Source organism: Verrucosispora sp. CNZ293 (genome assembly GCF_002754655.1).
This window is the reverse complement of sequence record NZ_PEFR01000001.1, coordinates 3,473,996-3,498,080: the sequence shown is the minus strand read 5'-3', so window position 1 is coordinate 3,498,080 and position 24,085 is coordinate 3,473,996. Positions and strand designations below refer to the sequence as shown.

At 70.9% G+C, this 24,085-nt stretch carries 21 protein-coding genes; 11 read left to right on the top strand and 10 right to left on the bottom strand.

Annotated elements, in window-relative coordinates; translation table 11 throughout:
* Window positions 1-71: 71 nt before the first annotated feature.
* Together CLT74_RS15805 and CLT74_RS15800 are read right to left on the bottom strand one after the other, a co-directional pair.
* Complete coding sequence (locus CLT74_RS15805; RefSeq protein WP_199172448.1) at window positions 72-1,121, bottom strand: sensor histidine kinase; 1,050 nt, start codon at window positions 1,119-1,121, stop codon at window positions 72-74.
* Between the two features lie 55 nt (window positions 1,122-1,176).
* Window positions 1,177-1,872, bottom strand: coding sequence for a response regulator transcription factor (locus CLT74_RS15800; RefSeq protein WP_099847226.1), 696 nt, complete (start codon window positions 1,870-1,872; stop codon window positions 1,177-1,179).
* Window positions 1,873-2,035: 163 nt separating this feature from the next.
* Between CLT74_RS15800 and CLT74_RS15795 the strand changes: the two genes are divergently transcribed.
* From CLT74_RS15795 to CLT74_RS15780, 4 genes are all read left to right on the top strand, one after another.
* Window positions 2,036-3,319, top strand: a complete 1,284-nt coding sequence (locus tag CLT74_RS15795) for a serine hydrolase domain-containing protein (RefSeq protein ID WP_099852089.1) — start codon at window positions 2,036-2,038, stop codon at window positions 3,317-3,319.
* A 217-nt stretch (window positions 3,320-3,536) separates the two neighbouring features.
* A complete protein-coding gene (locus CLT74_RS15790; protein WP_099847225.1) occupies window positions 3,537-3,941 on the top strand; it encodes a helix-turn-helix domain-containing protein in 405 nt (134 codons plus the stop codon).
* Between the two features lie 35 nt (window positions 3,942-3,976).
* Window positions 3,977-4,396 carry a VOC family protein gene (locus CLT74_RS15785; RefSeq protein ID WP_099847224.1) on the top strand — a complete coding sequence of 140 codons (420 nt, stop codon included), beginning with the start codon at window positions 3,977-3,979 and terminating at the stop codon, window positions 4,394-4,396.
* Between the two features lie 11 nt (window positions 4,397-4,407).
* A complete protein-coding gene (locus tag CLT74_RS15780; RefSeq protein WP_486582329.1) occupies window positions 4,408-5,064 on the top strand; it encodes a DUF998 domain-containing protein in 657 nt (218 codons plus the stop codon).
* A gap of 41 nt (window positions 5,065-5,105) precedes the next feature.
* On the opposite strand, the gene CLT74_RS15775 is transcribed toward CLT74_RS15780, so the two are convergent.
* The 4 genes from CLT74_RS15775 to ilvD form a co-directional block, all read right to left on the bottom strand.
* The gene (locus tag CLT74_RS15775) at window positions 5,106-6,350 is read right to left on the bottom strand and encodes an endonuclease/exonuclease/phosphatase family protein (protein WP_199172195.1); all 1,245 of its coding nucleotides are present in this window, start codon (window positions 6,348-6,350) and stop codon (window positions 5,106-5,108) included.
* A gap of 101 nt (window positions 6,351-6,451) precedes the next feature.
* The gene (locus tag CLT74_RS15770) at window positions 6,452-7,546 is read right to left on the bottom strand and encodes a DUF4037 domain-containing protein (RefSeq protein ID WP_199172389.1); all 1,095 of its coding nucleotides are present in this window, start codon (window positions 7,544-7,546) and stop codon (window positions 6,452-6,454) included.
* 43 nt (window positions 7,547-7,589) lie between these two features.
* Window positions 7,590-8,060, bottom strand: coding sequence for a hemerythrin domain-containing protein (locus CLT74_RS15765; protein ID WP_099847221.1), 471 nt, complete (start codon window positions 8,058-8,060; stop codon window positions 7,590-7,592).
* 321 nt (window positions 8,061-8,381) lie between these two features.
* Window positions 8,382-10,229 carry a dihydroxy-acid dehydratase gene (gene ilvD, locus CLT74_RS15760; protein WP_099852085.1) on the bottom strand — a complete coding sequence of 616 codons (1,848 nt, stop codon included), beginning with the start codon at window positions 10,227-10,229 and terminating at the stop codon, window positions 8,382-8,384.
* A gap of 110 nt (window positions 10,230-10,339) precedes the next feature.
* Between ilvD and CLT74_RS15755 the strand changes: the two genes are divergently transcribed.
* The 5 genes from CLT74_RS15755 to serA all read left to right on the top strand — a co-directional run bounded on the left by CLT74_RS15755 (window position 10,340) and on the right by serA (window position 18,351).
* Window positions 10,340-12,745, top strand: a complete 2,406-nt coding sequence (locus tag CLT74_RS15755; RefSeq protein WP_099847220.1) for an EAL domain-containing protein — start codon at window positions 10,340-10,342, stop codon at window positions 12,743-12,745.
* 186 nt (window positions 12,746-12,931) lie between these two features.
* The gene (locus CLT74_RS15750) at window positions 12,932-14,803 is read left to right on the top strand and encodes an acetolactate synthase large subunit (RefSeq protein WP_099847219.1); all 1,872 of its coding nucleotides are present in this window, start codon (window positions 12,932-12,934) and stop codon (window positions 14,801-14,803) included.
* Window positions 14,804-14,865: 62 nt separating this feature from the next.
* Window positions 14,866-15,381 carry an acetolactate synthase small subunit gene (gene ilvN, locus CLT74_RS15745; protein WP_099847218.1) on the top strand — a complete coding sequence of 172 codons (516 nt, stop codon included), beginning with the start codon at window positions 14,866-14,868 and terminating at the stop codon, window positions 15,379-15,381.
* Window positions 15,382-15,464: 83 nt separating this feature from the next.
* Window positions 15,465-16,478, top strand: a complete 1,014-nt coding sequence (ilvC, locus tag CLT74_RS15740) for a ketol-acid reductoisomerase (RefSeq protein WP_099847217.1) — start codon at window positions 15,465-15,467, stop codon at window positions 16,476-16,478.
* Between the two features lie 274 nt (window positions 16,479-16,752).
* Window positions 16,753-18,351, top strand: a complete 1,599-nt coding sequence (gene serA / locus CLT74_RS15735) for a phosphoglycerate dehydrogenase (RefSeq protein ID WP_099847216.1) — start codon at window positions 16,753-16,755, stop codon at window positions 18,349-18,351.
* A gap of 178 nt (window positions 18,352-18,529) precedes the next feature.
* On the opposite strand, the gene CLT74_RS15730 is transcribed toward serA, so the two are convergent.
* Together CLT74_RS15730 and CLT74_RS15725 are read right to left on the bottom strand one after the other, a co-directional pair.
* Complete coding sequence (locus CLT74_RS15730; RefSeq protein WP_099847215.1) at window positions 18,530-18,889, bottom strand: hypothetical protein; 360 nt, start codon at window positions 18,887-18,889, stop codon at window positions 18,530-18,532.
* 378 nt (window positions 18,890-19,267) lie between these two features.
* A complete protein-coding gene (locus CLT74_RS15725) occupies window positions 19,268-20,113 on the bottom strand; it encodes an FAD:protein FMN transferase (RefSeq protein WP_099847214.1) in 846 nt (281 codons plus the stop codon).
* A 212-nt stretch (window positions 20,114-20,325) separates the two neighbouring features.
* Between CLT74_RS15725 and CLT74_RS15720 the strand changes: the two genes are divergently transcribed.
* Window positions 20,326-21,357 (top strand): 3-isopropylmalate dehydrogenase, encoded by a 1,032-nt coding sequence (locus tag CLT74_RS15720; protein WP_099847213.1) that lies wholly within the window; start codon window positions 20,326-20,328, stop codon window positions 21,355-21,357.
* 194 nt (window positions 21,358-21,551) lie between these two features.
* Window positions 21,552-22,652 carry a branched-chain amino acid aminotransferase gene (locus CLT74_RS15715; protein WP_099847212.1) on the top strand — a complete coding sequence of 367 codons (1,101 nt, stop codon included), beginning with the start codon at window positions 21,552-21,554 and terminating at the stop codon, window positions 22,650-22,652.
* A gap of 58 nt (window positions 22,653-22,710) precedes the next feature.
* On the opposite strand, the gene CLT74_RS15710 is transcribed toward CLT74_RS15715, so the two are convergent.
* Window positions 22,711-23,451 (bottom strand): tyrosine-protein phosphatase, encoded by a 741-nt coding sequence (locus CLT74_RS15710; RefSeq protein ID WP_099847211.1) that lies wholly within the window; start codon window positions 23,449-23,451, stop codon window positions 22,711-22,713.
* A gap of 59 nt (window positions 23,452-23,510) precedes the next feature.
* The gene (locus CLT74_RS15705) at window positions 23,511-23,972 is read right to left on the bottom strand and encodes a PRC-barrel domain-containing protein (protein WP_199172194.1); all 462 of its coding nucleotides are present in this window, start codon (window positions 23,970-23,972) and stop codon (window positions 23,511-23,513) included.
* Between the last annotated feature and the right edge of the window lie 113 nt (window positions 23,973-24,085).

Sequence of the window (24,085 nt, the reverse complement as noted above, 5' to 3'; positions counted from 1 at the left end):
TTATCAAGCGTCAACTGGAGGAAGCGGGCTGCTCTGCGGGGAGCGATCGGAGTTCCGGGTTTTGCTCGTCCTCAGCGGCGGGATCTCGCTGGCGCGGCAGGCAGCCGCACCTTGACGCGGAGCCCGCCAGCGGGCCGGGGGATGAGGGTGAGGGTGCCGTCGTGCGCGTCAGTGATGCTCTTGACGATTGCCAGACCTAGGCCAACACCTGCGTGGTCGGTGCGTACGCGTTCGGTGCCGCGCCGGAACGGCTCGGCAAGCGTGGAAACCAGGCGTGGGGTGAGCTCTTCGCCGGTGTTCTCAACGGCGAGCACCACGGTCCCGGGATGGACGCTGGTCGTGACCCACACCGTGCCCCGCCCGGGTCGGTTGTGGATGATCGCGTTGTGCACAAGGTTGGTGGTCAGCTGCAGCAGGAGCGTGTGTGAGCCGACGGTGGGGGTGACGTCGCCGGAAGTCTCGATGGTGAGGCCACGTTTCTCCGCGAGGGGGAGGAGCGCTTCTGTGGCTTCCTCCGCGATCAGGGACAGGTCGAGGTGTTCGCGGGTGAAGGACCTCTGGCCGGCGCGACTGAGCAGGAGCAACGCTTCGGTGAGGTTTATCGCTCGGGCGTTGACGGTGCGGAGGCGGTCCACGAGTTCGCCGGTGTCGAGATTGTGATCGTTGCGGGCCACGTCGAGAAGTGCCTGCGTGATCGACAGTGGGGTGCGCAGTTCGTGGGAGGCGTTGGCTGCGAATCTCTGGTGTTCGGCGACGTGTGCTTCGAGCCGTTCGAGCATGGCGTCGAAGGCGTCAGCGAGTTCGCGGAACTCGTCCCGGCGGCCGGGTAGCCGGATCCGGTGGGAGAGCGAGCCGTCCGTGACCAGGCGCGTGGCGTCGGTGATGCGAGTCAGGGGAGCGAGCATCCGTCCGGCCAGAATCCACCCTCCCAGCAGACCGAACACCAGCAGGAAGGCCCACGCCGCGGCCGCCTTCGGAACGAAAGCGCGGAGGAGGTCGGACCGGTTGGGAATGAAAAGACGGAGGGGGGATCCGGGCTCCGGCGTGCTGAGCACAGCGTCGGGCACATAACGGAGAAGGAACACCCACACGACCGCGAGCAGCAGGGTCGCGGCGAGCACGAGGAATCCCGCATAGCTCAGGGTGAGTCTGAGGCGTACGCTCACACCAGGTCGCCTATCTACGGTCCGCTCCCTCACATCCGGTCCCGGGTGCGATGTCGATGCGGTAGTCGACGCCGACCACTGTGGAGATGATCCAGGGTTCGCCGAGCCTTTTGCGTAATGCCGAGACCGTGATGCGTACGGCATTGGTGAACGGGTCCGCGTTCTCATCCCACGCCCGTTCCAGCAGTTCTTCGGCGCTGACCACACCGCCTTCGGCAGCGACGAGAACCTCCAGCACGGCGAACTGCTTGCGGGTCAGCGCGACGTAGCGACCGTCGCGGTAGACCTCCCGGCGGAAAGGATCCAGTCGCAGGCCGGCGATCTCTCGCACGGGTGGTCTGCGGTGAGCGCGCCTGCGGTCGAGCGCTCGAAGTCTGAGCGCGAGTTCTCGGAGTTCGAACGGCTTGGTGAGGTAGTCGTCGGCACCGAGGCCGAACCCGGAGGCCTTGTCATCGAGCCGGCTGGCGGCGGTGAGCATGAGAATTGGCATACCGCTGCCGGACGCGACAATACTTTCGGCGATCTTGTCGCCGGAAGGGCCGGGAATGTCGCGGTCGAGGACGGCGATGTCGTAGGCGTTCATGCTCAGTAGTTCCAGAGCGGTGTCGCCGTCACCGGCGATGTCGGCGGCGATCGCCTCCAGGCGTAGACCGTCGCGGATCGCGTCTGCCAGGAAGGGCTCGTCCTCGACGATCAACACCCGCACGCCCTCGATGCTACGAACCGGCTCATGTCGTCGGCGTATCGAAAAACGCGTACGCCGCCGCAACACTCTGCCGCCTTGAGTGGAGGGACGAACCACACAAGTGGTTTCGGTCGCCTGCACACCCCTGCGGCGGCGGTTCGTCGATCAGGAAAGGACCGTGATCATGCGCTCGGACTCCGTACGTGGTGTCGACCGACGGCGGCTGCTCGGCTGGGGCGGCGTGGCGGCCGCCGGCGTGGCGGCCGGTGCGCCGCTGATGGGTGCCGAGGTCGCCCCCGCCGCCCCGGCCTCAACCGACACCGACGCACTTGCCGCGTCCGGGATGTCGGGGCACGGCCGGATCCCGCCGGAGACCCGGCCCGGCGGGGCCTACGACCGGTACGTGGCGGAGCTGGCGGCACAGGACAAGTTCTCCGGCGTGGTGCTGCTGTCCTACCGGGGCCGGACGGTGCTGTCACGCAGCTACGGCATGGCCGACAAGGAGAGGGGCATCCGCAACCACGAGGGCGTCGCGTTCAACCTCTCCTCGGCGAGCCAGCCGTTCCTGTCGATTGCGATCTTGCAGTTGGTCCAGCAGGGCGAGGTGTCGCTGTCGGACACCGTCGGCACCCACCTGGAGGGCTTGGCCACCGACATCGCCGAGCAGGTCACCATCCATCATCTGCTCACCGGCACCTCTGGAATGGACGCCCCAATGCCGGACTGGCAACGCGTCTACCACAGCCGGGACGAGGTGCACGAGTCCGGCGAACAGTGGGCCCGGCAAGCGACGCTGGTGGGGGTCCCCGGCTCGAGATCCAATGGTCACCTTCCCGGCAGCGGCGTGGGCCTGGCCATGGCCGCGCAGATCGTGGAGGCCGTGTCCGGCATGACGTTCTGGGACTACGTGCACCAGCACGTCTTCGGACGCGCCGGCATGACCGGCTCGGCGTTCTACACCAGGGAGCAGTGGCTCACCGACGAGCGCATCGCGCACCCGTACATGCGTCAGGCCGACGGCAGCCGGGTGGACGCCGTCCGCAACCTGGAGAAGGGCAGCGTGAGCCCGCCCATCCGGGGCCGGAATCCGGGCCGCAGCTTCATCGGTTACGCCTCGGGCGACGGCTTCGCCACCGCACCCGACCTGGTCCGGTTCGTGCACGCGCTGCGCGACGGCACCCTGCTCGACCGGCCCTACGCCGATTTGTTCGCCGGGGCCAAGCTCCCCGGCCCCGAACCTACGTCGTTCGAGGCGTACACCATGCCGATCTCGATCATCGGCGGCCAGTGGGTGATCGGGCGCGGCGGCGGGACCGGCGGCGGCGGTGCGAACTGGACCAGCTACCCGGACACCGGATGGGTAGGTGTCGTCCTCAGCAATTACGACGACATGCCGCTACTTGACATCTGTCTGCGGGAGGTCGAGGCCGTCACCGGCCAGCGACTCGACCCGCCGGGCGGCGGCTGACGCACGGCCACCGCCGGCCGACACGCAGCGCGCGGGCGTTGCGACAGCGTCATCTTTGGCCAGTTGTCGTTAGCGGTCGTCGTCGGTCATGTCGGGCTGGTCGATCCGGTAGATGCGCCGGGCGTAGTCCCGCGTACCTTGGTGTGCTCCGGCTCGCCGTCAAGCCGGGTGGCCACTCCGTACCCGCGCGTGGCACCGTATCCCGGGGAGGTGGCCGGTGAGCAGGGCGGTCGAGGAGACGAACCGGGCGATGCTGCGCGCTCGGGACGCCATGGACCGCGCGTACGCGCGACCGCTCGACATCCCGACGCTGGCGAAGATCGCACATGTCTCCGAGGCGCATTTCATCCGCACCTTCCGGGCCACCTTCGGTGAGACGCCGCACCGGTACCTGCAACGGCGTCGGGTGGAGCGGGCCATGTACCTGCTGCTGCACACCGGTCAGGACGTGACGGAGGTCTGCACGGCTGTCGGTTTCGGCAGCCTCGGGACGTTCAGTCGTACCTTCCGACAAATCGTCGGGGAGTCACCCACCGACTACCGCAAGCGGCGGACGGCGCCCGCCGCGCCGGTGCCGAGTTGCTTCACGAAGGCGTGGACCAGACCGAGCAGTTTTGGATAAGCAGCAGGTCAGGGCGTTGCACTAGCGTTTCGGGCATGACGATGAACGCGATCAGCCGCTCCCAGATCTACGTCCTCGACCAGGACGAGGCACTTGACTTCTACATCGGCAAGCTCGGTCTGGAGCTGAACACCGATCAGGATCTCGGCTTCATGCGCTGGCTCACGGTGAACATCCCCGGCGACCGGCAGCGGGAGATCCTGCTGGAGAAGCCCGGCCCGCCGAACCTCGACCCGGCCACCGCCGAGCAGGTCCGGGAACTGCTCACCAAGGGTGCCGCTGGCGGCTTCCTCTTCATGACCACCGACAATGCCCAGAAGACGTACGAGGAACTGGTCGCCAAGGGCGTCGACATCACCGACGAGCCGATGGAACGGCCGTACGGCATCGACTTCGGTATCCGGGACCCCTTCGGCAACCGGATCCGTATCGGCCAGATGTTCGACAAGGGCTGAGGGACGCCACGATGACCGAGGCGATAAGCGTCGACCGGATGAGCAGCCGGGCCGGCCTGGACCGGCTGCTGGTGACCGGCGGTGTGCTCGCCGGGCCGGTGTGGGTCACCGTCGCGTTGACCCAGGGGCTGACCCGGGAGGCTTTCGACTTCCGGCGGCACCCGGTAAGCGTGTTGAGCACCGGCGAGCTGGGCTGGCTCCAGATCAGCAACTTCGTCGTCGCCGGCCTGCTCTGCGTCGGCGCGGCGGCGGCCCTGCGCCGGGTCGCGCATCCCGGCCTCAGCCGGCGTGCCGGCCCGTGGCTGATCGGTCAGTACGGTGTCGGGCTGGTCCTCGCCGGTGTTTTCGTCGCCGATCCGCTCGACGGGTTTCCGGCCGGCACTCCAGCCGGTCCCGGTGAGGTCAGCTGGCACGGTCTGGCGCACTTCGCGGCGGGTGCCGTCGCGTTCTCCGCGCTCATCGGGGCCTGCCTGCTGGCCGGGCGCCGGTACGCGCGGCAGGGTGAGCGGGGCTGGGCGGCGTACAGCATCGCCACCGGGTTGTTCTTCGCGCTGGCCTGGCTGGCGTTGATCAGCTCCGGCGGGCATCCGGTCGCGATGATCGGGTTCGGTGTCGCGGTCGTCGCCGGCTGGGCCTGGGTGTCCCTCACCCTGAACCATGCGGAGTAGTCGGCGGGCCCGGCGTCGCTGGACGCCGGGCCCTTGACACCTCAGCGCCGCAGGTCGAGCCAGACCAGCCGGTGGTCGGAGGTGGGGAAGCCGCCCGGCAGGGCCGGGTCGTAGTCGCCGACCAACCGGAACAGCGGGTCGCCCGGCACCGGCCAGAAGATCCCGGTGGCGCGGACCGGCAGGCCCCGGCTCGGCAGCACGTAGTCGACCCGCAGGTTGCCGGGGGTGGTGTCGGCGAAGTCGGCGGTGTCGAAATGCGGATCGCCGCGGTGGTCGAGGTTGGCACCGCCCTGCCGCCGGGCCGCCGCGGTACCGCCGGCGCTCGCCGGCACGACCCGGTCGTTGACCCGGGGATGGTCGAGCAGCTGCTGCGCCGCGCCGGGCACGCTGTCACCGTCGTACGGGTCGGAGTTCAGGTCCCCGGCGATCACGAACGCCGCTCCCGGTCGCAGCCCGCCGCGCCGCCCGGCATCGTCGTAGATGTAGCCGCCCCGGCCGGGGGAGACGTAGTCGGCCCAGAAACGGATCTCGTCGTGGTTGCGGCGGCCGTTGCGGTCCTCCGGCCCGTCGAAGACCGGTGGTGTCGGGTGGCTGGCCAGCAGGTGCACGGTGCGGCCGGGCAGCCGGACGGGCAGGTCCCAGTGGCTCTTGGAGGACAGCCGTACGTCGGCCAGCTCCTGCCGGGAGTACCAGTCGGCCGGCGCGGGGGTGGCCGGGTCGTCGGGCAGCAGCGCCCCGGGCATGTCCCGCCAGCGGAACGTCTGGAACGTACGAACACCTGCCAGGTCGATCGGGTACGCCGAGTAGACCGCCATGCCGTACTGGCCGGGGAAGAGACCGAAGCCGTAGGCGTCGTCGGGCCCACCGACGGTCCCGTCGTTGTTGAGATCGTGTCCGGAGGGGACACCTGTGTTCGACGGGGCCGCGTAGCGGTACGGGTAGCGGATCGCCCGGGTGCCGTTGCGCGGTACGGACAGGTAGTTGTCCTGGAACAGCGCCAGCGCCCGCCCCTGCGGGTCATGGTCGAACTCGTTGATCAGCAGCACGTCCGGGCGTACCCGTTGGATCACCTCGGCGACGTTGCCGGCCTGGGTGTTGTCCCGCCGGGACAGGTCGGTGACCAGCCCGCCGGCCGTGTCCCGGTTCAGTGAGGCGTTGAAGGTCGCCACCCGCAGCGCGCCGTTCCGCTGCCCACCCGCGGCGACCGGCGAAGCCACCGCGACAGTCGTCGTCGCGGCGAGCAGCGCCGCCATGATCCCGGCGCACACCGTTCGCTTCGCACCCATCGACACCCTCCCGATTCACGATCAACGATCGCCACGCTACCGGGACCGCCATGACGCCAGGGTGAACCGTGGTCGACGATCAACTGTTGTGCCCGGTCCGGTCATGGTCCGTGCAGTGCGGCGGCGACGGCCCGGGCCGGGTCGGCCGCGCTGAGCACGTCGGTGCTGTCCACGAACTGGTCGACGCCACCGACGTGTCGCGGCAGTGCGGACACCTCCGGGTCGGTGACCGCGCCGTAGGTGGCGTCGGCGAACCGGTCGGCGGCCAGGACGCGGAACGGCCGGTCGTGGAACGGGCGTACGGTGGGCTCGATCGGCTCACTCAGCCCGAGGTCGTTGTGGGCGCGGGCGAGATGCTCGTACGCGGCGCAGAGCGCGTCCTCACGGCGCGGCCAGTCGGTGGCGGCGAGGGCGGCGGTGAGCAGCGGTCGCAGCGCCGGGGCGCAGCGCAGCCGGGCGAATGCGGCACCCAGCCACTTGCTGTAGGGCGGGTAGCGACGTTCGATGAGCATCGCCAGACGCATCAGGTCCCGGACCAGCCGGGCGGTGACCAGCCGGGAGCCCAGGTCGTCGCCGTTCTCCGCGCAGCGGCCGGGGAAGGCTTCCTCCTGGGCGACGCGCCGCCACTGGCAGGCCAGCAGATAGCGCCAGACGTCGTCGGGATACCAGGTCAGCGCCCTGCGGACGGGTCCGAGCTGGCCGAGCCCGTCGTGGAAGACCGCCCCGGCGGTGACCTCCAGCAACAGTTGGGTCGGGATGGCCAGCCAGTCGCGGGCGGTCAGGCCGCTGCGCGGGTCGCGGCCGAGGCGGGCGGCCAGCCAGCCGTCGAGGTCGAGCACGTCGATGCGGTGGTCGACGCGGCCGTGGCCAGCGGTCCGCAGCGTGCGGGAGCGTCCGGGCTCGGCTGGGCTGAAGCTGGTGCTCCAGCCGCGCACCGCGACGGGCATCCGCTCGGCGAGCACGCTGCTGACGTCGCTGGCGTGTCGGCGGGCGTCGGCGGGCCGGAGGAACAACAGCAGCCGTGGACCCCAGTCGTGATCCGTCGAACGGGCGGTGTCGAAGCCGAGCACCTCGGAACCGGGGCCGAGCAGCGCCGCCGAGTGCGCGAGCCCGGGGAAGCTGGTGTCGAGTATCGGCCGGACCGCCTCGTGGTACGTACTGGCGGCCAGCGACAGGCCGGGAACGAACGTCGGCACGATCACCGCCTCTCGTCGCTTGTCGCTGTGAGCTGCGGACAGCTCACAGCGGCCCCAGGACCTCCGACGGGTCCGCGTCCAGGGCGAGCGTGTCGAGCACCGCCAGGAGTTGCCGTTCCTCGTAGCGGAAGTGGCTCTCCATGATGGCGGCGATCCCCTCGACGTGGCGGCCGAGTTCGGCCGGGGAAGCGGCCCGATCCACGGCAGCCTGCAGCCCTGCGAGCAGATGCGCGATCATCGAGTGGTCCTGCTTCAGGTAGCGCAGGGTGTCGCGCAACTCCGGATGGGCGGCGGCGATCGCGGGGAACAGCTCGCGGTCCTCGCCCTCGTGGTGCCCGGTCAGCGCGGCACAGAAGCCGTGACAGAACAGCAGCAGGTCACGGGTGGCTGGGCCGGCCGCGTCGCCGCGATCCAGCGCGCTGCGGGTCAGGCGCAGGGCTTCGCGCAGCCGATCGTGCACGCTGCGCAGCTCGTGACTCCAGGCGACGAGCCTGGTCTTCTCGCCCTCAGACACAGGAGGGCGAAGGGAACGACAACGTCATCGTCGTGGTCCTTCGTATCCGACGCCTCCATGCCTGACACGGTCTGCCACCGGCACGCGACGTTGGGATCAGGCTACCCGACGGAGCCGGCGACCGTTGCCCCCGGACGCACCGTCGGAGGCACTGTCGAGCTGATCCGTCCGTGCTGTCAAGCGGGGTCCGTCACCCGCCGCAGCCACCGCGATCCACTTGCGCCATCAGCTCGACAGCACCACACCCACCCCTGATGTCCGGCCCCGCCCGAGGCAGGACCATCCGACCGAACCTTCCCCCAGCGATGCGCCGTCAACGTGTCACTCCGGGACGCGACGGTAGGCGCCGTCGCTGGCCGAGGTGGCCATCGAGGCGTACGCGCGCAGCGCCGCCGACACCGGGCGCTGCCGGTCGAGCGGGGTGTACGGGCGGTCCCGCTTCTCCTGGGCGACCCGGCGGGCGTCCAGCACGTCGGCCGGCACGTTCAGCTCGATCGAGCGGGCCGGGATGTCGATGACGATCTCGTCGCCCGGCTCCACGAGCGCGATCAGCCCACCGGAGGCGGCCTCGGGGGAGGCGTGCCCGATGGAGAGCCCGGAGGTGCCGCCGGAGAACCGGCCGTCGGTGAGCAGTGCGCAGGCCCGGCCGAGGCCCCGTCCCTTGAGGAACGAGGTGGGGTAGAGCATCTCCTGCATGCCGGGGCCACCCTTCGGCCCCTCGTAGCGGATCACCACCACGTCCCCGGCGACGATCTCCTTGGCCAGGATGGCGGTCACCGCGTCGTCCTGCGACTCGTAGACCTTCGCCGGGCCACGGAAGGTCAGGCACTCCTCGGGCACCCCGGCGGTCTTCACCACGCACCCGTCGGGGGCGAGGTTGCCGTGCAGGATGGCCAGTCCGCCGTCGGCGGAGTACGCGTGCTCGCGGTCCCGGATGCAACCGCCGGCCGCGTCGGTGTCCAGCGACGACCAGCGGTTGGTGGTGGAGAACGGCTCGGTGGTCCGCACCCCACCGGGCGCGGCGTGGAACAGCTCGATCGCAGCCGGGGTGGCCGAGCCGCCGCGCACGTCCCAGTCGGTCAGCCACTGGGCGAGCGAGGGGGAGTGCACCGCGTGCACGTTCCGGTGCAGCAGGCCGGCGCGGTCGAGTTCGCCGAGGATGGCCGGGATGCCACCGGCCCGGTGCACGTCCTCCATGTGGTACTGCGGCGAGTTCGGAGCGACCTTGGCCAGGCAGGGCACCCGGCGGGAGATCGCGTCGATGTCGGCCACGGAGAAGTCCAGCTCGGCCTCGCGGGCGGCGGCCAGCAGGTGCAGGATCGTGTTCGTCGACCCGCCCATCGCCACGTCCAGGGCGACGGCGTTCTCGAATGCGGCCCGGGAGGCCACCTCGCGGGGCAGCACCGAGGCGTCGTCGCCGTCGTACCACCGCTTGGCGATCTCCACAGCGGTGCGGCCGGCCTCGACGAAGAGCGACCGGCGCGCGGCGTGGGTGGCGAGCGTGGAGCCGTTGCCCGGCAGGGCCAGGCCGATCGCCTCGGTGAGGCAGTTCATTGAGTTCGCGGTGAACATTCCGGAGCAGGAGCCGCAGGTGGGGCAGGCGGACCGCTCGATCTCGCCGAGCTGCTCGTCGGTGACGGCCTCGTTCGAGGAGGCGATCATCGCGTCGATCAGGTCGATCTTGCTGTGCACGATCCCCTCGATCGCCATCGTCTTACCGGCCTCCATCGGGCCGCCGGAGACGAACACGGTGGGGATGTTCAGCCGCAGCGCGGCCAGCAGCATGCCCGGGGTGATCTTGTCGCAGTTGGAGATGCAGACCAGGGCGTCCGCGCAGTGCGCGTTGACCATGTACTCCACCGCGTCGGCGATCAACTCCCGGCTGGGCAGGGAGTAGAGCATGCCGCCGTGGCCCATGGCGATGCCGTCGTCGACAGCGATCGTGTTGAACTCCCGGCCCACCCCGCCGGCCTCGGCCACCGCGTCGGCGACCAGGCCGCCCATGTCCTTGAGGTGTACGTGGCCCGGCACGAACTGGGTGAAACTGTTCGCGATGGCGACGATCGGCTTGCCGAAATCGTCGTCGGTCATCCCGGTGGCCCGCCAGAGGGCCCGGGCGCCGGCCATCGTCCGACCGTGCGTGGAGGTCTTCGACCGCAGCTCAGGCATGTGCACCAGTCTGACACCGTTGCGGCCGGCCGGACACGGGCGTCGTCCCGTGTCCCAACAGATGCACACCCGATCCCCACAGCGGGCATCGATCCGGCAGAGTTGAGGGCGTGCAGACACCCCCGGCCATGATCGGCGCTGCGGTGCTGAGCGCGCTGATCGCCCTGACGGCCGGCGTGTTGCTGGCCGCCGCCGTCCGGCGCCGGGCCACCCCGCACCGTCCGGCGTACGCGGTACTTGCCGTGGGTGGCGCGTTCGCGGTGGTGACCATGCTGGTCGGGGTGGCCGTCGCGGTGACCACGAGCGAGCACTGGGCACACGAACAGCAGCAGCGCATCACCTGGGCGACGCTTGTGGCGCTCGGCACGGCCACCGGCGGGCTGCTGTTCTGCTTCGGTCTGCTCCGTCTGCCCGGGGTGACCGGTTCGGTGCCCTCGGCGGCCCGGCTCGCGCTGGACGGCGTGATCGTGGGCGCCGCGCTGTGGTTCGTCGGCTGGGTGTTGTTCTCCGAGCCGACCCGGCTGCTCGGCGAGGCCACGCCGACGGCCTGCCCGTCGATCCTGCTCGCCTCGGTCAGCGCGGCGTTGAGCGCCGGGCTCTCCGCGATCATGGTGCTCCGGGCACCCGCGCCCCGACGCTGCCTCACCGTGCTGGGCACCGGGATCACCGCCGTGTCGGTAGGTGGTCTGGGTGTCGCGGCCGGGCTCTGCCAGGCCGGGCCGGGGCTGGCGCTGGCCGGTGCGGTGGTGCTCGCGGTGGGGCTGCTGATCACCGCGGTTGCGGCCTACCGGATCGACCCGCCGGGCCAACTCGCCATCGACGTGATCCGCCACGACGGCGAGTACGCCTTCGTGCCGATGGGCGCGATGGCCGCCTCGGCGATGTACCACCTCCTCCAGGACGGCCGGTTCGACGGGCTGGCCATCGCCGCCGGCAGCGTCGAGGGGTTCGCCCTGGTCGCCCGGCAGTACCTCACCCTGCACGACGTGCGGGCGTACGCCCGCCGGCTGGCCGACCGGGAGGCGCACTTCCGGCAGCTCGCGCACACCGACGCGCTCACCGGCCTGGCCAACCGTCGTGGCCTGTTGCAGGCCCTGCACCGCGGCGCGGAGGAGCAGGTGCCGTGCGTGCTGCTCGGGTTGGACCTGGACGGCTTCAAGAACGTCAACGACATGCGCGGTCACGACGTCGGCGACGCGGTGCTGGCCGAGGTAGGCCGACGGTTGCGGGGCAACCTGCGTCCCGGTGATCTCGCGGCCCGGCTCGGTGGTGACGAGTTCGCGGTGCTCATGCACGGTGGCGCGGCGGAGGCAGGGGTGGTCGCGGAGCGGCTGCTCCGGGTGCTCGGCGGCGCCTACGAGCAGCCCGATGCGCCGGTCTTCCTCTCGGTGAGCATCGGCCTGGCCGGCTGGGCCGACGAGCCCGACGTCGAGCTGCTGCTGCGGCACGCGGATCTGGCGCTGCGCTACGCCAAGCAACGCGGCAAGAATCGGATCGAGCGCTACGACGGCGCGTACGACCGGCTGCTGCGCCGCCGTACCACGCTGGAGCACGAGCTGCGCGGTGCGATCGAGCGCGACGAGTTGCGGCTGGTGTTCCAGCCGGTGGCCTCCCTGCCGTCGGTGCGCCCGGTCGGCGCGGAGGCGCTGCTGCGCTGGCGTCACCCGGAGTTGGGCAACGTCCGGCCGGACGAGTTCATCCCCCTCGCCGAGGAGAGCGGGATGATCGCCAAGCTCGGTGCCTGGGTGCTGCACCAGGCCTGCTATCAGCTGTCCCGCTGGCTGGCCGAGGGCCACGACGTCTGGGTGTCGGTGAACGTCTCTCCGCGCGAGCTGCACGCCCCCGAGTACGTGGTGCAGGTCGCCGAGGCGTTGCGTGCGCATCACGTGCCGCCGCAGCGGCTGGTGCTGGAGGTCACCGAGCACGCGGTCGCCACCGACCTCGACGAGCTGATCCGTCGGCTGACCGCGCTGCGGTTGACAGGTGTGCGGATCGCCCTGGACGACTTCGGGGCCGGCTACTCCTCGCTGAACCAGCTCCGCCGGCTCCCGATCGACATCCTCAAGATCGACCACGGGCTGGTGGCGGAGCACGAGCCGGTCCGGCCGGTCGGTCGCGACGGCCCTGCCTTCGCCCCGATGGTCGACATCGTGATGCGGTTGGGTCACCAGTTCGGCCTGGAGGTGATCGCCGAGGGGGTCACCACGCCCACGGAGTTGGCCGCGGTGGTGGCGGCCGGTTGCCGGTTCGGTCAGGGTGCGTTGTTCGGCTGGGGCGTACCGGCCGAGCACCTGGAGGCGATGCTGGAGGCGGCGACGTCGGCGGGTGCTCGCCCGGCCCGTCCCGCCGCCGACCCGCTCCCGCGCCCCGTCGGGCCGCCGGTCCCGCGCCGGGGTGGGAGCGTCCCCGAGCAGGTAGTTCCGGGCCCACTCGGCGCGCCGCACGATGACGCGCCGTCGTCCGTGAACCAAAATGTGGGATCAGTTGACTCATCGCGTGAGATGCGTCAGTCTTGAGCCCATGTCGTCGAACCGGTCGCTGCGAGTACTTACCTGAGCGCACTCTCCCTGACTGAGAGTGCGCTGGCCCCGTGCATCTGGCACGCGGGCCTTTTTCTTGCCGTCGAACCAATCGGAATGCCGGCCCCGCCCGCGTTCCACAGTGTGAGCAGCCCCACCCACTCCAGCCGAAGGCCAACCGCCATGACGAGACCCACGCCCGAGACTCTCGCCCACTCCGCCCGGCGCGCCCGTACCGCCGCCGAGGCACCGGGCGACGCCGACCACGCCCGCGCCGCCGCGCCGGCCGGCCCGGCGGCCCGCCCCGCCCCGGCCCAGGTGTCCGGTGCCGGCTCGCTGGTGCGCTCCCTGGAGGCACTCGGCGTAGACGTCGTCTTCGGCATCCCGGGCGGCGCGATCCTGCCGGCGTACGACCCGCTCTACGACTCGACAGTGCGGCACATCCTGGTCCGGCACGAGCAGGGCGCCGGCCACGCCGCCACCGGTTACGCCCAGGCCACCGGCCGGGTCGGGGTGTGCATCGCCACCTCCGGGCCGGGCGCGACGAACCTGGTCACCCCGATCGCCGACGCGTACATGGACTCGGTGCCGCTGGTGGCGATCACCGGTCAGGTGGCCCGTCCGTCGATCGGCACCGACGCCTTCCAGGAGGCGGACATCCAGGGCATCACGCTGCCGATCACCAAGCACAACTTCCTGGTGCAGGACGGCAGCGAGATTCCCCGGGTGCTGGCCGAGGCGTTCCACCTTGCCTCGACCGGGCGTCCCGGGCCGGTTCTGGTGGACATCCCCAAGGACGTTCTCCAGGCATCGACGACCTTCGCCTGGCCGCCCGTCCTGGACCTGCCCGGCTACCGGCCGACCCTGCACCCGCACGGCAAGCAGATCCGGGAGGCGGCCCGGTTGATCAGTGGTGCCCGCCGGCCGGTGCTCTACGTCGGCGGCGGCGTGCTGAAGGCCGGCGCCACCGAGGGTCTGCGCAAGCTGGCCGAGCTGACCGGCATCCCGGTGATCACCACCCTGATGGCGCTCGGCGCGTTCCCGGACTCGCACCGGCAGCACCTGGGCATGCCCGGCATGCACGGCACCGTCGCCGCGGTCTACGGCCTCCAGAAGGCCGACCTGATCGTGGCGCTGGGTGCCCGGTTCGACGACCGGGTCACCGGGAAGCTGGACTCCTTCGCCCCGGACGCCACTGTGGTGCACGCCGACATCGACCCGGCCGAGATCGGCAAGAACCGGCACGCGGACGTGCCGATCGTCGGGGACGCCCGGCACGTCATCGACGAGCTGCTGGCCGCGGTCACCGCCGAACGGGCGGCGGGTCGTACCACCGACATCTCCGACTGGTGGACGCAGCTCGACGACCTGCGCGAGCGGTACCCACTGGGCTACGAGGAGCCGTCCGACGGCACCCTCTCCCCGCAGTACGTGATCAAGCGGCTGGGGGAGATCGTCGGACCGGACGCGATCTACGTCGCCGGGGTCGGCCAGCACCAGATGTGGGCCTCCCAGTTCATCTCGTACGAGAAGCCGCAGACCTGGCTCAACTCCGGCGGCCTCGGCACCATGGGCTACGCGGTGCCGGCGGCGATGGGCGCAAAGGTCGGCAAGCCGGACACGGTGGTCTGGGCGATCGACGGCGACGGCTGCTTCCAGATGACCAACCAGGAACTGGCCACCTGCGCCCTGGAGGGCATCCCGGTCAAGATCGCTGTGATCAACAACGGCAACCTCGGCATGGTCCGCCAGTGGCAGACCCTCTTCTACAACGAGCGCTACTCCAACACGGAACTGGGCACCCACAAGCACCGCATCCCGGACTTCGTCAAGCTCGCCGAGGCGCTCGGCTGCGTCGGGCTGCGCTGCGAGAACGCCGAGGACGTCGACAAGACCATCGAGGCCGCGATGTCCATAAACGACGCGCCCGTGGTGATCGACTTCGTGGTCGGCAAGGACGCCATGGTCTGGCCGATGGTCCCCGCCGGCACCAGTAACGACGAGATCATGTTCGCCCGCGGCGTCCGCCCGACCTTCGACGAGGACGATATCTAGGTCATGGCCGATTGCACCGAGCGCAGCGAGGGCCATGAGGACATGACAAGAAAGGCACAGCCGTGACCATTCACACCCTCTCCGTCCTGGTGGAGAACAAGCCAGGTGTGCTGGCCCGGGTCTCCGGGCTGTTCTCCCGGCGCGGGTTCAACATCGACAGTCTCGCGGTCGGCGAGACCGAGAACCCGGACGTCTCGCGGATCACCATCGTGGTCAACGCGGAGTCCTCGCCGCTGGAGCAGGTCACCAAGCAGCTCAACAAGCTGGTGAACGTACTCAAGATCGTCGAGCTGGATCCGACCACCTCGGTGGCCCGCGAGCTGCTGCTGGTGAAGGTGCGCGCGGACCGCAACGCCCGAGGTCAGGTGCTGGAGACGGTGAACCTGTTCCGGGCCCGGGTGGTCGACGTGGCCGCCGACACCCTCACCGTCGAGGCGACCGGCACCCCCGACAAGCTCGACGCGCTGCTGCGCGACCTTGAGCCCTTCGGCATCAAGGAGATGGTCCAGTCGGGTCTGGTGGCGATCGGGCGCGGCTCGCGCGCGATCACCGCCGGCCCGGCCCTGCGGGCCGCCTGACCCCATCCCGGCTCGGCTCCGCGTGACCGGGGTCGGCCACCAGCCACGACGGGCCGCTGCGGCCGCCGTACGAAAGGGAAGTCATGAGCGTTGAGGTGTACTACGACGACGACGCCGACCTGGGCCTGATCCAGGCGAAGAAGGTCGCCGTGATCGGTTACGGCAGCCAGGGGCACGCGCACGCGTTGTCGCTGCGTGATTCCGGTGTCGACGTGGTGATCGGTCTGCCGGAGGGCTCGAAGAGCCGACCGAAGGCAGAGGAGCAGGGGCTGCGGGTGCTCACCCCGGCCGAGGCGGCGGCTGAGGCCGACGTGATCATGATCCTCGCCCCGGACACCGCGCAGCGCCACATCTACGCCGAGTCGATCGCGCCGAACCTGGCGCCCGGCAAGGCGCTGTTCTTCGGGCACGGCTTCAACATCCGATACGGGCTGATCAAGCCGCCGGCCGAGGTGGACGTGGCCATGGTCGCCCCGAAGGGCCCCGGTCACCTGGTCCGCCGGCAGTACGTCGACGGCAAGGGCGTGCCCTGCCTGGTCGCCGTGGAGCAGGACGGCAGCGGTGACGCGTTCGCGCTGGCCCTGTCGTACGCCAAGGGCATCGGCGGCACCCGGGCGGGGGCGATCAAGACCACCTTCACCGAGGAGACCGAGACCGACCTCTTCGGCGAGCAGGCGGTGCTCTGCGGCGGCGCGGCGGCGCTCGTGCAGACCGGTTTCGAGGTGCTCACCGAGGCCGGCTACGCGCCCGAGGTGGCCTACTTCGAGTGCCTGCACGAGCTGAAGCTGATCGTGGACCTGATGTACGAGGGCGGCATCGCCCGGATGCGCTACAGCGTCTCCGACACCGCGGAGTACGGCGATCTCTCCCGTGGGCCCCGGGTCATCGACGGCCGGGTCAAGGAGGAGATGCGCAAGATCCTCGGTGAGATCCAGAACGGCGAGTTCGCCCGTGAGTGGGTGGCCGAGGACGAGGCCGGCCGGCCCAACTACAACAAGTGGCGGACCGAGGGCGCGGCGCACCCGATCGAGGAGACCGGCGCGAAGCTGCGCGGCATGATGAGCTGGGTGGACCGGCCGATCACCGAGACCGCCTGAGCGCTTTCCCCAACGGCACCCGGACCGGCGTTCTCCCCGACGCCGGGTCCGGGTGCCGTGCTGTCTCCGGCCGGCTAACGATCGTTAACACGCACGTCACGTCCGGTTTGTGAGGGCACTCACCCCACACTCCGGGGCACGCCGGGCGGCCCGCCCCCTACGATCGCGGGTAGGTGCTCCAGGCGGCACCTGACGGCCATGGCCCGGGAGCGCGCCGGGCGCAGCGCAGCGCCCAGCCCCCGGCCGACCGCTCTGACGACATCTACGAGGACCAATGACTCCTGTCGTACTGATCGCCGAAGAACTCGCCCCCGCCGCCATCGAGGTGCTCGCCCACGACTTCGACGTCCGGCACGTGGACGGCACCGACCGCCCGGCTCTGCTCTCGGCGCTCTCCGAGGCCGACGCCGTCATCGTCCGCAGCGCCACCCAGATCGACGCCGAGGCCATCGCCGCCGCCCCCCGACTCAAGGTCGTGGCCCGCGCCGGTGTCGGTCTGGACAACGTCGAGGTGCCGGCCGCCACCGCGCGGGGCGTCATGGTCGTCAACGCGCCCACCTCCAACATCGTCTCCGCCGCCGAGCAGGCCGTCGCGCTGCTGCTCGCGGTCGCCCGCAACACCGCAAGCGCCAGCGCAGCGCTGAAGGCGGGGGAGTGGAAGCGGTCGAAGTACACGGGCGTGGAGTTGCAGGGCAAGACCGTCGGCGTGGTCGGCCTCGGTCGCATCGGTGTCCTCTTCGCCTCCCGCATCGCCGCGTTCGGCACCCGGCTCATCGCGTACGACCCGTACATCCAGCCGGCCCGGGCCGCACAGCTCGGCGTCCGCCTGGTCGGTCTGGAGGAGCTGCTGCGGGAGAGCGACTTCATCTCGATCCACCTGCCGAAGACCCCCGAGACCGTGGGCCTGATCGGCGAGAAGGAACTGTCGATCGTCAAGCCGGGCGTACGGATCGTCAACGCCGCCCGGGGCGGCCTGATCGATGAGCAGGCCCTCGCCGACGCGCTCGCCGAGGGCCGGGTCGGCGGTGCCGGGGTGGACGTGTACGCCAAGGAGCCGTGCACCTCCTCGCCGCTGTTCGCCTTCGACAACGTGGTGGCCACCCCGCACCTGGGCGCCTCCACCGCCGAGGCGCAGGACAAGGCCGGCCTGGCGGTCGCGAAGAGCGTGAAGCTCGCCCTGCAGGGCGAGTTCGTGCCGGACGCGGTGAACGTGCAGGCCGGCGGCGTGGTCGCCGAGGACGTCCGCCCGCTGCTGCCGCTGGCCGAGAAGCTCGGCCGCGCCTTCACCGCGGTGGCCGGCGGGGTCGCCGCCAGCGTCACCGTCGAGGTACGCGGTGAGATCGTCGACCACGACGTCTCGGTGCTCAAGCTCGCCGCCACCAAGGGCCTGTTCAGCTCGGTTGTCGAGGAGCAGGTGACCTACGTCAACGCGCCGCACCTGGCCGCCCAGCGCGGGGTGGAGGTGTCCCTGACCACCCAGACCGAGACCGTCGACCACCCGGTGCTGGTGACCGTACGCGGCGCGCTGCCCGACGGCCGTACGGTGAGCGTCTCCGGCACCGTCACCCAGGCCGGCACCCGCGACGTCATCAAGCTGACCGAGGTGGACGGCTTCGACGTGGAGATCGGCGCGGAGGGCATCCTGCTCTTCCTCCGCTACGCCGACCGTCCGGGCGTGGTCGGCACCGTCGGCACCCTGCTCGGTCAGGCCGGCATCAACATCGCGGCGATGCAGGTGGCCCGCCGGGAGGCCGGCGGTGAGACGCTGATGACCCTCACCGTGGACCAGGCGCTCGGAGCCGACCTGCTCACCTCGGCCGCAGACTCGATCGGCGCCACCTCCGCGAGCGCCGCCGACCTGCGCGACGAGTAACCGACGCGACGCACCCCAGGCACGCCACGACGGGGCTCGACCGAGGACCTCGACAGACGCCCTCGGTCGGGCCCCTCGTCGTGCGATCGCCGAGCACGGGTCGGCGGTCCACCGCCCGCCCGACGCACCACCGGCACGGCGACGCCGGATCGCCCCGTCGCCGGGCGCGGCGGGTCGGTCAGCCGGGCAGCCGGATCCCGGGCGGCGGGTAGACCGAGCCGTCCTGGGCGTCGAAGAGCATCAGCCGGTGCTCGCCGGCCAGCCGTTCGATGTCCAGCAGCACCTGGTCCGGGCAGGCCGGGTCCAGGTTCAGCTCGATGTGGTCGGCCGCCTTGTGCAGCGGCGCGACGGCCCAGGGAGTGTTCGGGCCGGGCGGCTGGTCCGGGTAGCTGGCGATGAGCGCCCGGTAGAAGCCCACACACCGTGGGTCCGGTTGACGCTCGTGGTGCCGGCCGTTGCGGCACTGCTGCACCGCCGCTCGTACGTCCTCGGGCGTCGCCCCGTCCGCCAGGGCCCACACGCTCAGATCGAAACTCACGGCGGACAGCGTGCCATCTGCGGTTCACCTTGTCGAAAACGGCCCTGCCGCAGGCAAACCGCCGGGGGTACCGGGATCGCACAGATGCTCCCCTGTGGAACCCTTGCCGCGAAACGCGTCAATTCGATAGCGTACGAGTGCGGTGACCTGCCGAGCCTGTGGCGCCGGCCCGTCTTCGGGTGGCGAGGTCGACGTCCGGCCGAGCGGCCCCGCACCCCTCGATTGCGCGAGCCACGCGCACTCGTCGTCGACCGGCCTCCACGGTCGTTGCCGCGACCGTGGAGGCCGATCGCTGTTTCGGTCACCGAGCAGCCGCCCGACATCCCAGGTGACGGTCCGCTGTCGTCACGCGTGGTAACCGGCGGGCGTTCGTACTGGTCAGCGGTGTGCGGCGAAGAGCACCCGGTAGTCCGACCCGGGGCGGAACCAGGCCAACCCGGCCGCTCCGGCGGCGTACAGCGCGGTGGCGTAGGCGTCGGCGACCGCGAGGTCCGGGCCCACCACCGTGGCGGCGACCAGCTGCCCGGCCGGCTCGCCGGTGTGCGGATCCACCACGTGGCCCTGCCGTCCGGTCACCCCGGAGGTGCCCACCGCGCCGGCCGTCATCTCCAGCAGCAGTGGCCCCCGGCCCCGGTCGGTGGGGTGATGCACGGCGACCCGCCACGGGCCGCCGTGCCCGGCGTTGCCGCGTACCACCAGGTCGGCGCCGCTGAGCACCGCGTAGTCGTGGATGCCGGCGTCGCGCAACCGGGCCGCTGCCCGCTCGACCGCCCAGCCGCCGAGCAGGCCGCCCGGGTCGAAGCCGCCGGGCACCGCCCAGGCGTCGAACCAGCCGTCGGTGGCCGCGCGCATCGCGGCGCACCTGTCCACCAGGTCGGTGAGCGGTGGGTACGACTCAGGGTTGATCTCACCCCGGCGCAATCGGGACACCAGGCTCTCCGGCCGGTTCGGGCCGTACGTCAGGTCGATCGCCCGTAGCTCGGCCACCGCGTCGCGTAGCGCCTCACCGGTGCCGCGCCGGCCCAGCCATTCGGGGGCGTTCAGCAGCAGGGTGTACTCGGCGGTCGAGGTGCGGACGGTGTGCCGGACGGCGATCCGGTCCCCGGCGACCAGGTCGGCCCGGTCCGGTCGCTGCTCCCGGGCACCCAGTCGCAGGTCGGGCCGGCGGAAGCGAAAGACCGCCGGGTCCACCCAGCGGGTTCGTGGTTGCTCGTCGGTCCACACTGCGTCCGCCCTCTCCTCGGCGCGTGCCGCCCCGTCGCGGCGCTCGCCCGGGCCCACGGCCCGACACGCTCACGCTAGGCAGCGGAGATGACCGACCCATGAATGCCGCCTGGGAAGCTGCTGTGTGTCACCGATGTCCCGAAAAGTGGAACACTCGTACCGGGGGGCGGGACGGCGGCGTACCGTCGAGCCATTCGAGCGAAGGAGCTGACGTGGCACGGATCGCGGTGGTGGCCGGGGACGGGATCGGACCCGAGGTGGTCGCGGAGGCCCGTAAGGTCGTCGACGCGGTGCTGCCCGGTGTCGAGGCGACCGAGTACGACCTCGGTGCGGCACGTTATCACCGCACCGGTGAGGTCCTGCCCGACTCCGTGCTCGCCGAGCTCGCCGGGCACGACGCGATCCTGCTCGGCGCGGTCGGTGACCCGACGGTGCCGCCCGGCGTGCTGGAGCGGGGCCTGCTGCTGAAGCTGCGCTTCGCCTTCGACCAGTACGTCAACCTGCGCCCGTCGCGGCTCTGGCCGGGGGTGGCCAGCCCGCTCGCGGCGGTCAAGCCGGGCGAGGTCGACCTGGTGGTCGTCCGGGAGGGCACCGAGGGCCTGTACGCAGGCGCCGGCGGCTCGCTGCACCGCGGCACCCCGGCCGAGATCGCCACCGAGGAGAGCCTGAACACCCGGCACGGGGTGGAGCGGGTGATCCGGGACGCCTTCGCCCGCGCCGCCCGTCGCGAGCGGCGCAAGGTGACTCTGGTGCACAAGACCAACGTGCTCACCCACGCCGGCTCGCTGTGGTCGCGCACTTTCGAGGCGGTCGCCGCCGAGCACCCCGACATCGCCACCGAGTACCAGCACGTCGACGCCGCGGCGATGTTCCTGGTCACCCAGCCGCAGCGGTACGACGTGGTGGTCACCGACAACCTCTTCGGCGACATCCTCACCGACATCGCCGCCGCGGTGACCGGCGGCATCGGGCTGGCGGCCAGCGGTTCCATCAACCCCGGCGGGGCGTACCCGTCGATGTTCGAGCCGGTGCACGGCTCCGCGCCGGACATCGCCGGTCGCGGCATCGCCGATCCGGTCGCCGCGGTGCTCTCGGCGGCCCTGCTGCTCGATCAGCTCGGGCACGCCGACGCCGCCGCCCGGATCACCGCAGCGGTCAGCGCGGAGCTGGCCGCGCGGGGCCCCGAGGTAGCCGTACGAACCGCCGAGGTGGGTGACCGGATCGCGGCGCAGGCCGCCGGCTGAGCGTTCGCGTCCCACCGGCCGACGACCCTCCGACGGCTCGCCCGGCAGGGGTGGCGGCGGCCACTCACCGATGGTGTGCCACCCGTCCATCGGTGGACCTACCCGCTGAACGACCGTTCGGGGTAGGTTTCTGGCACAAACATGTTTCCGGCGTGCGGTCGGCGCATGCCGTCGTCCCCAGGGAGGTCAGCGCGATGAGCGGTGGTGACAAGATCGACTTCGAGATCCGTCCGAACCCCGCACCGGTATCCGCCACCGACCGGGCTGCGCTGCTGGTAAACCCCGGGTTCGGCCGGGTCTTCACCGACCACATGGTCACCATCCGGTACGCCGACGGCAAGGGCTGGTACGACGCCCGGGTCGAGGCGCGCGCGCCGATCCCGATGGATCCCGCGAGCGCGGTGCTGCACTACGCGCAGGAGATCTTCGAGGGCATGAAGGCGTACCGCGCGGCCGACGGTGGAGTGACGATGTTCCGCCCGTACGCCAACGCGGCCCGGTTCAACACCTCCGCCGCCCGGATGGCCATGCCGGCGCTGCCGGAACAGACCTTCGTGGACTCGCTGCACCGGCTGATCGAGATCGACCGGGAGTGGATTCCCGACGGCGACGACGGGGGCAGCCTCTACCTGCGGCCGTTCATGTTCGCCAGCGAGGTCTTCCTCGGCGTGCGTCCGGCCAACGAGTACCTCTACTCGGTGATCGCCTCGCCCGTCGGTGCCTACTTCTCCGGCGGGGTCAAGCCGGTGACGGTCTGGGTCTCACCCGACTACACCCGGGCGGCGCCCGGCGGCACCGGCGCGGCCAAGTGCGGCGGCAACTACGCAGCATCGCTGGCCGCCCAGGCCGAAGCTCTTGAGCACGGCTGCGACCAGGTGGTCTTCCTCGACGCCGTGGAACGCCGGTTCGTCGACGAGCTGGGCGGCATGAACGTCTTCTTCGTCTACGACGACGGGTCGATCGCCACTCCGCCGCTGACCGGCACGATCCTGCCGGGCATCACCCGCGAGTCGGTGCTCACCCTGGCTTCGGCGGCCGGGCACCGGGTCGAGGAGCGGCCGGTGACCTTCGACGACTGGCGGGCGGACGCCGCCAGTGGCCGACTGCGCGAGGTCTTCGCCTGTGGCACCGCCGCGGTGATCACGCCGATCGGGCAGGTGCGTTTCCCGGACGGAGAGTTCGCCGTGGCCGGCGGGGAGCCGGGCGCGGTCACCATGTCGCTGCGTCAGCAGCTCGTGGATCTCCAGCGGGGTAAGGCGGCGGACCCGCACAACTGGGTCCACCGCGTGTTCTGAGCTCGTGCCTCGGGGCCCCGTCGTCACGCCTGTCGTGACCCGGGGCCCCTTGCCCGGCCTACGCCAGCAGGTGGGTACGCAGGTTGGTGAGCTGGTCGTCGGTGACCCCGGCGTGCCGCAGGTAGTCGTCGACCGAGCCGTATCCCTCGCGGATCTCGGCCAGGAAGAGCAGCATCGTCTCGGCCGGTGAGGACAGGTACGGCATGGGCAGCTCGGGCACCTCGGGATGGGCGGTGGCCACCCAGGCGGCGAAACGCTGCGACGCCTCGGTGCTCAGCGCGTAGTCCGCCGCGATCTCGTCGTCCTCGACGCCGAGCACCGCGAGGGTCAGGCCGCAGACGATGCCGGTGCGGTCCTTGCCCGCGACGCAGTGCACCACCACAGGTGCGTTCGCGCTGTCGGCGATCAGGCCGATCGCCTCGGCGAGCCCGGCGGTGCCGGTGCGGGCCAGGTCTGCGTACCTGTCGGCGAGGTAGCGGGCCAGGTCGGTGTCGGGCTGGTACGGCTGCTCCTCCCAGCGCGCGTGCTCCGGGTGGATGTGCCGGTAGGCGAGGCCGTCGAAGTCGGGCACCCGGCCGTAACGATCGACCTCCTGTGGGCGGCGCAGGTCGATCACGGTGCGGACGCCGAGCGCGGCGAACGCCTCCTGGTCGGCGTCGTCCATGGCGTGCAGCGAGTCGGAGCGGTAGAGCCGCCGGGAGCGGACGGTACGCCCGTCCAGGCCGCGGTAGCCGCCCACGTCCCGGAAGTTGAAGATCGCGGTGAAGGGAATCCTGCGAGTCTGCTCAGTGGCGTCCATCCGGACACGGTAACGGCCGGTGGAAACGAGTCCCACCGGCCGTCACGGCTGTCAGATGCCTACCGCAGCCCGTTGCCGGGCGGCGTGGCCGTATACGTGTCGTTGTAGTAGCCGCCGAGCTTGTCCCGGTAGGCCGGGTCGGTGGCCGTCTCGTCGTACTCCGGGGCCGCCTTGATCTGGTCCTTGGTGCGGTCGACGAAGACCTTCTGCTCCTCGTGGTCGACGTGGTTCACCGTGCCGGCCGGGAGCATGACCTTCTTGCCGAAGATCCACGGCCCGGTGTCCACCACCAGGTAGCTGGCGTTGACCTCGGTGCTGTTACTGTCGATCTTGCCGATCGAGCCGTCGGTGGCCTCCACCTTGTAGCCGACCAGGTTGGCGCCGGCCACCCCGGCCTCGTCGCGGTAGCTCCACGGGTCGAAGGCACCGGCGGGGGTGCCACCGGCGACGACGCTCTGGTCGACGGCGCGCAGCTCCGGGTCCGGCGTGGCGCTCGTGGTGTTCGGGTCGAGCCTGTCCATGGGATGTCTCCTGCCCCGGCCGTGATCAGCCGTCTCGGAGGAACGTGTTTCGTTGTCCCGAAAACTCCTACCCCCTGCCGGACGCTCTACACCCGCCCCAGAAAAACCATCCG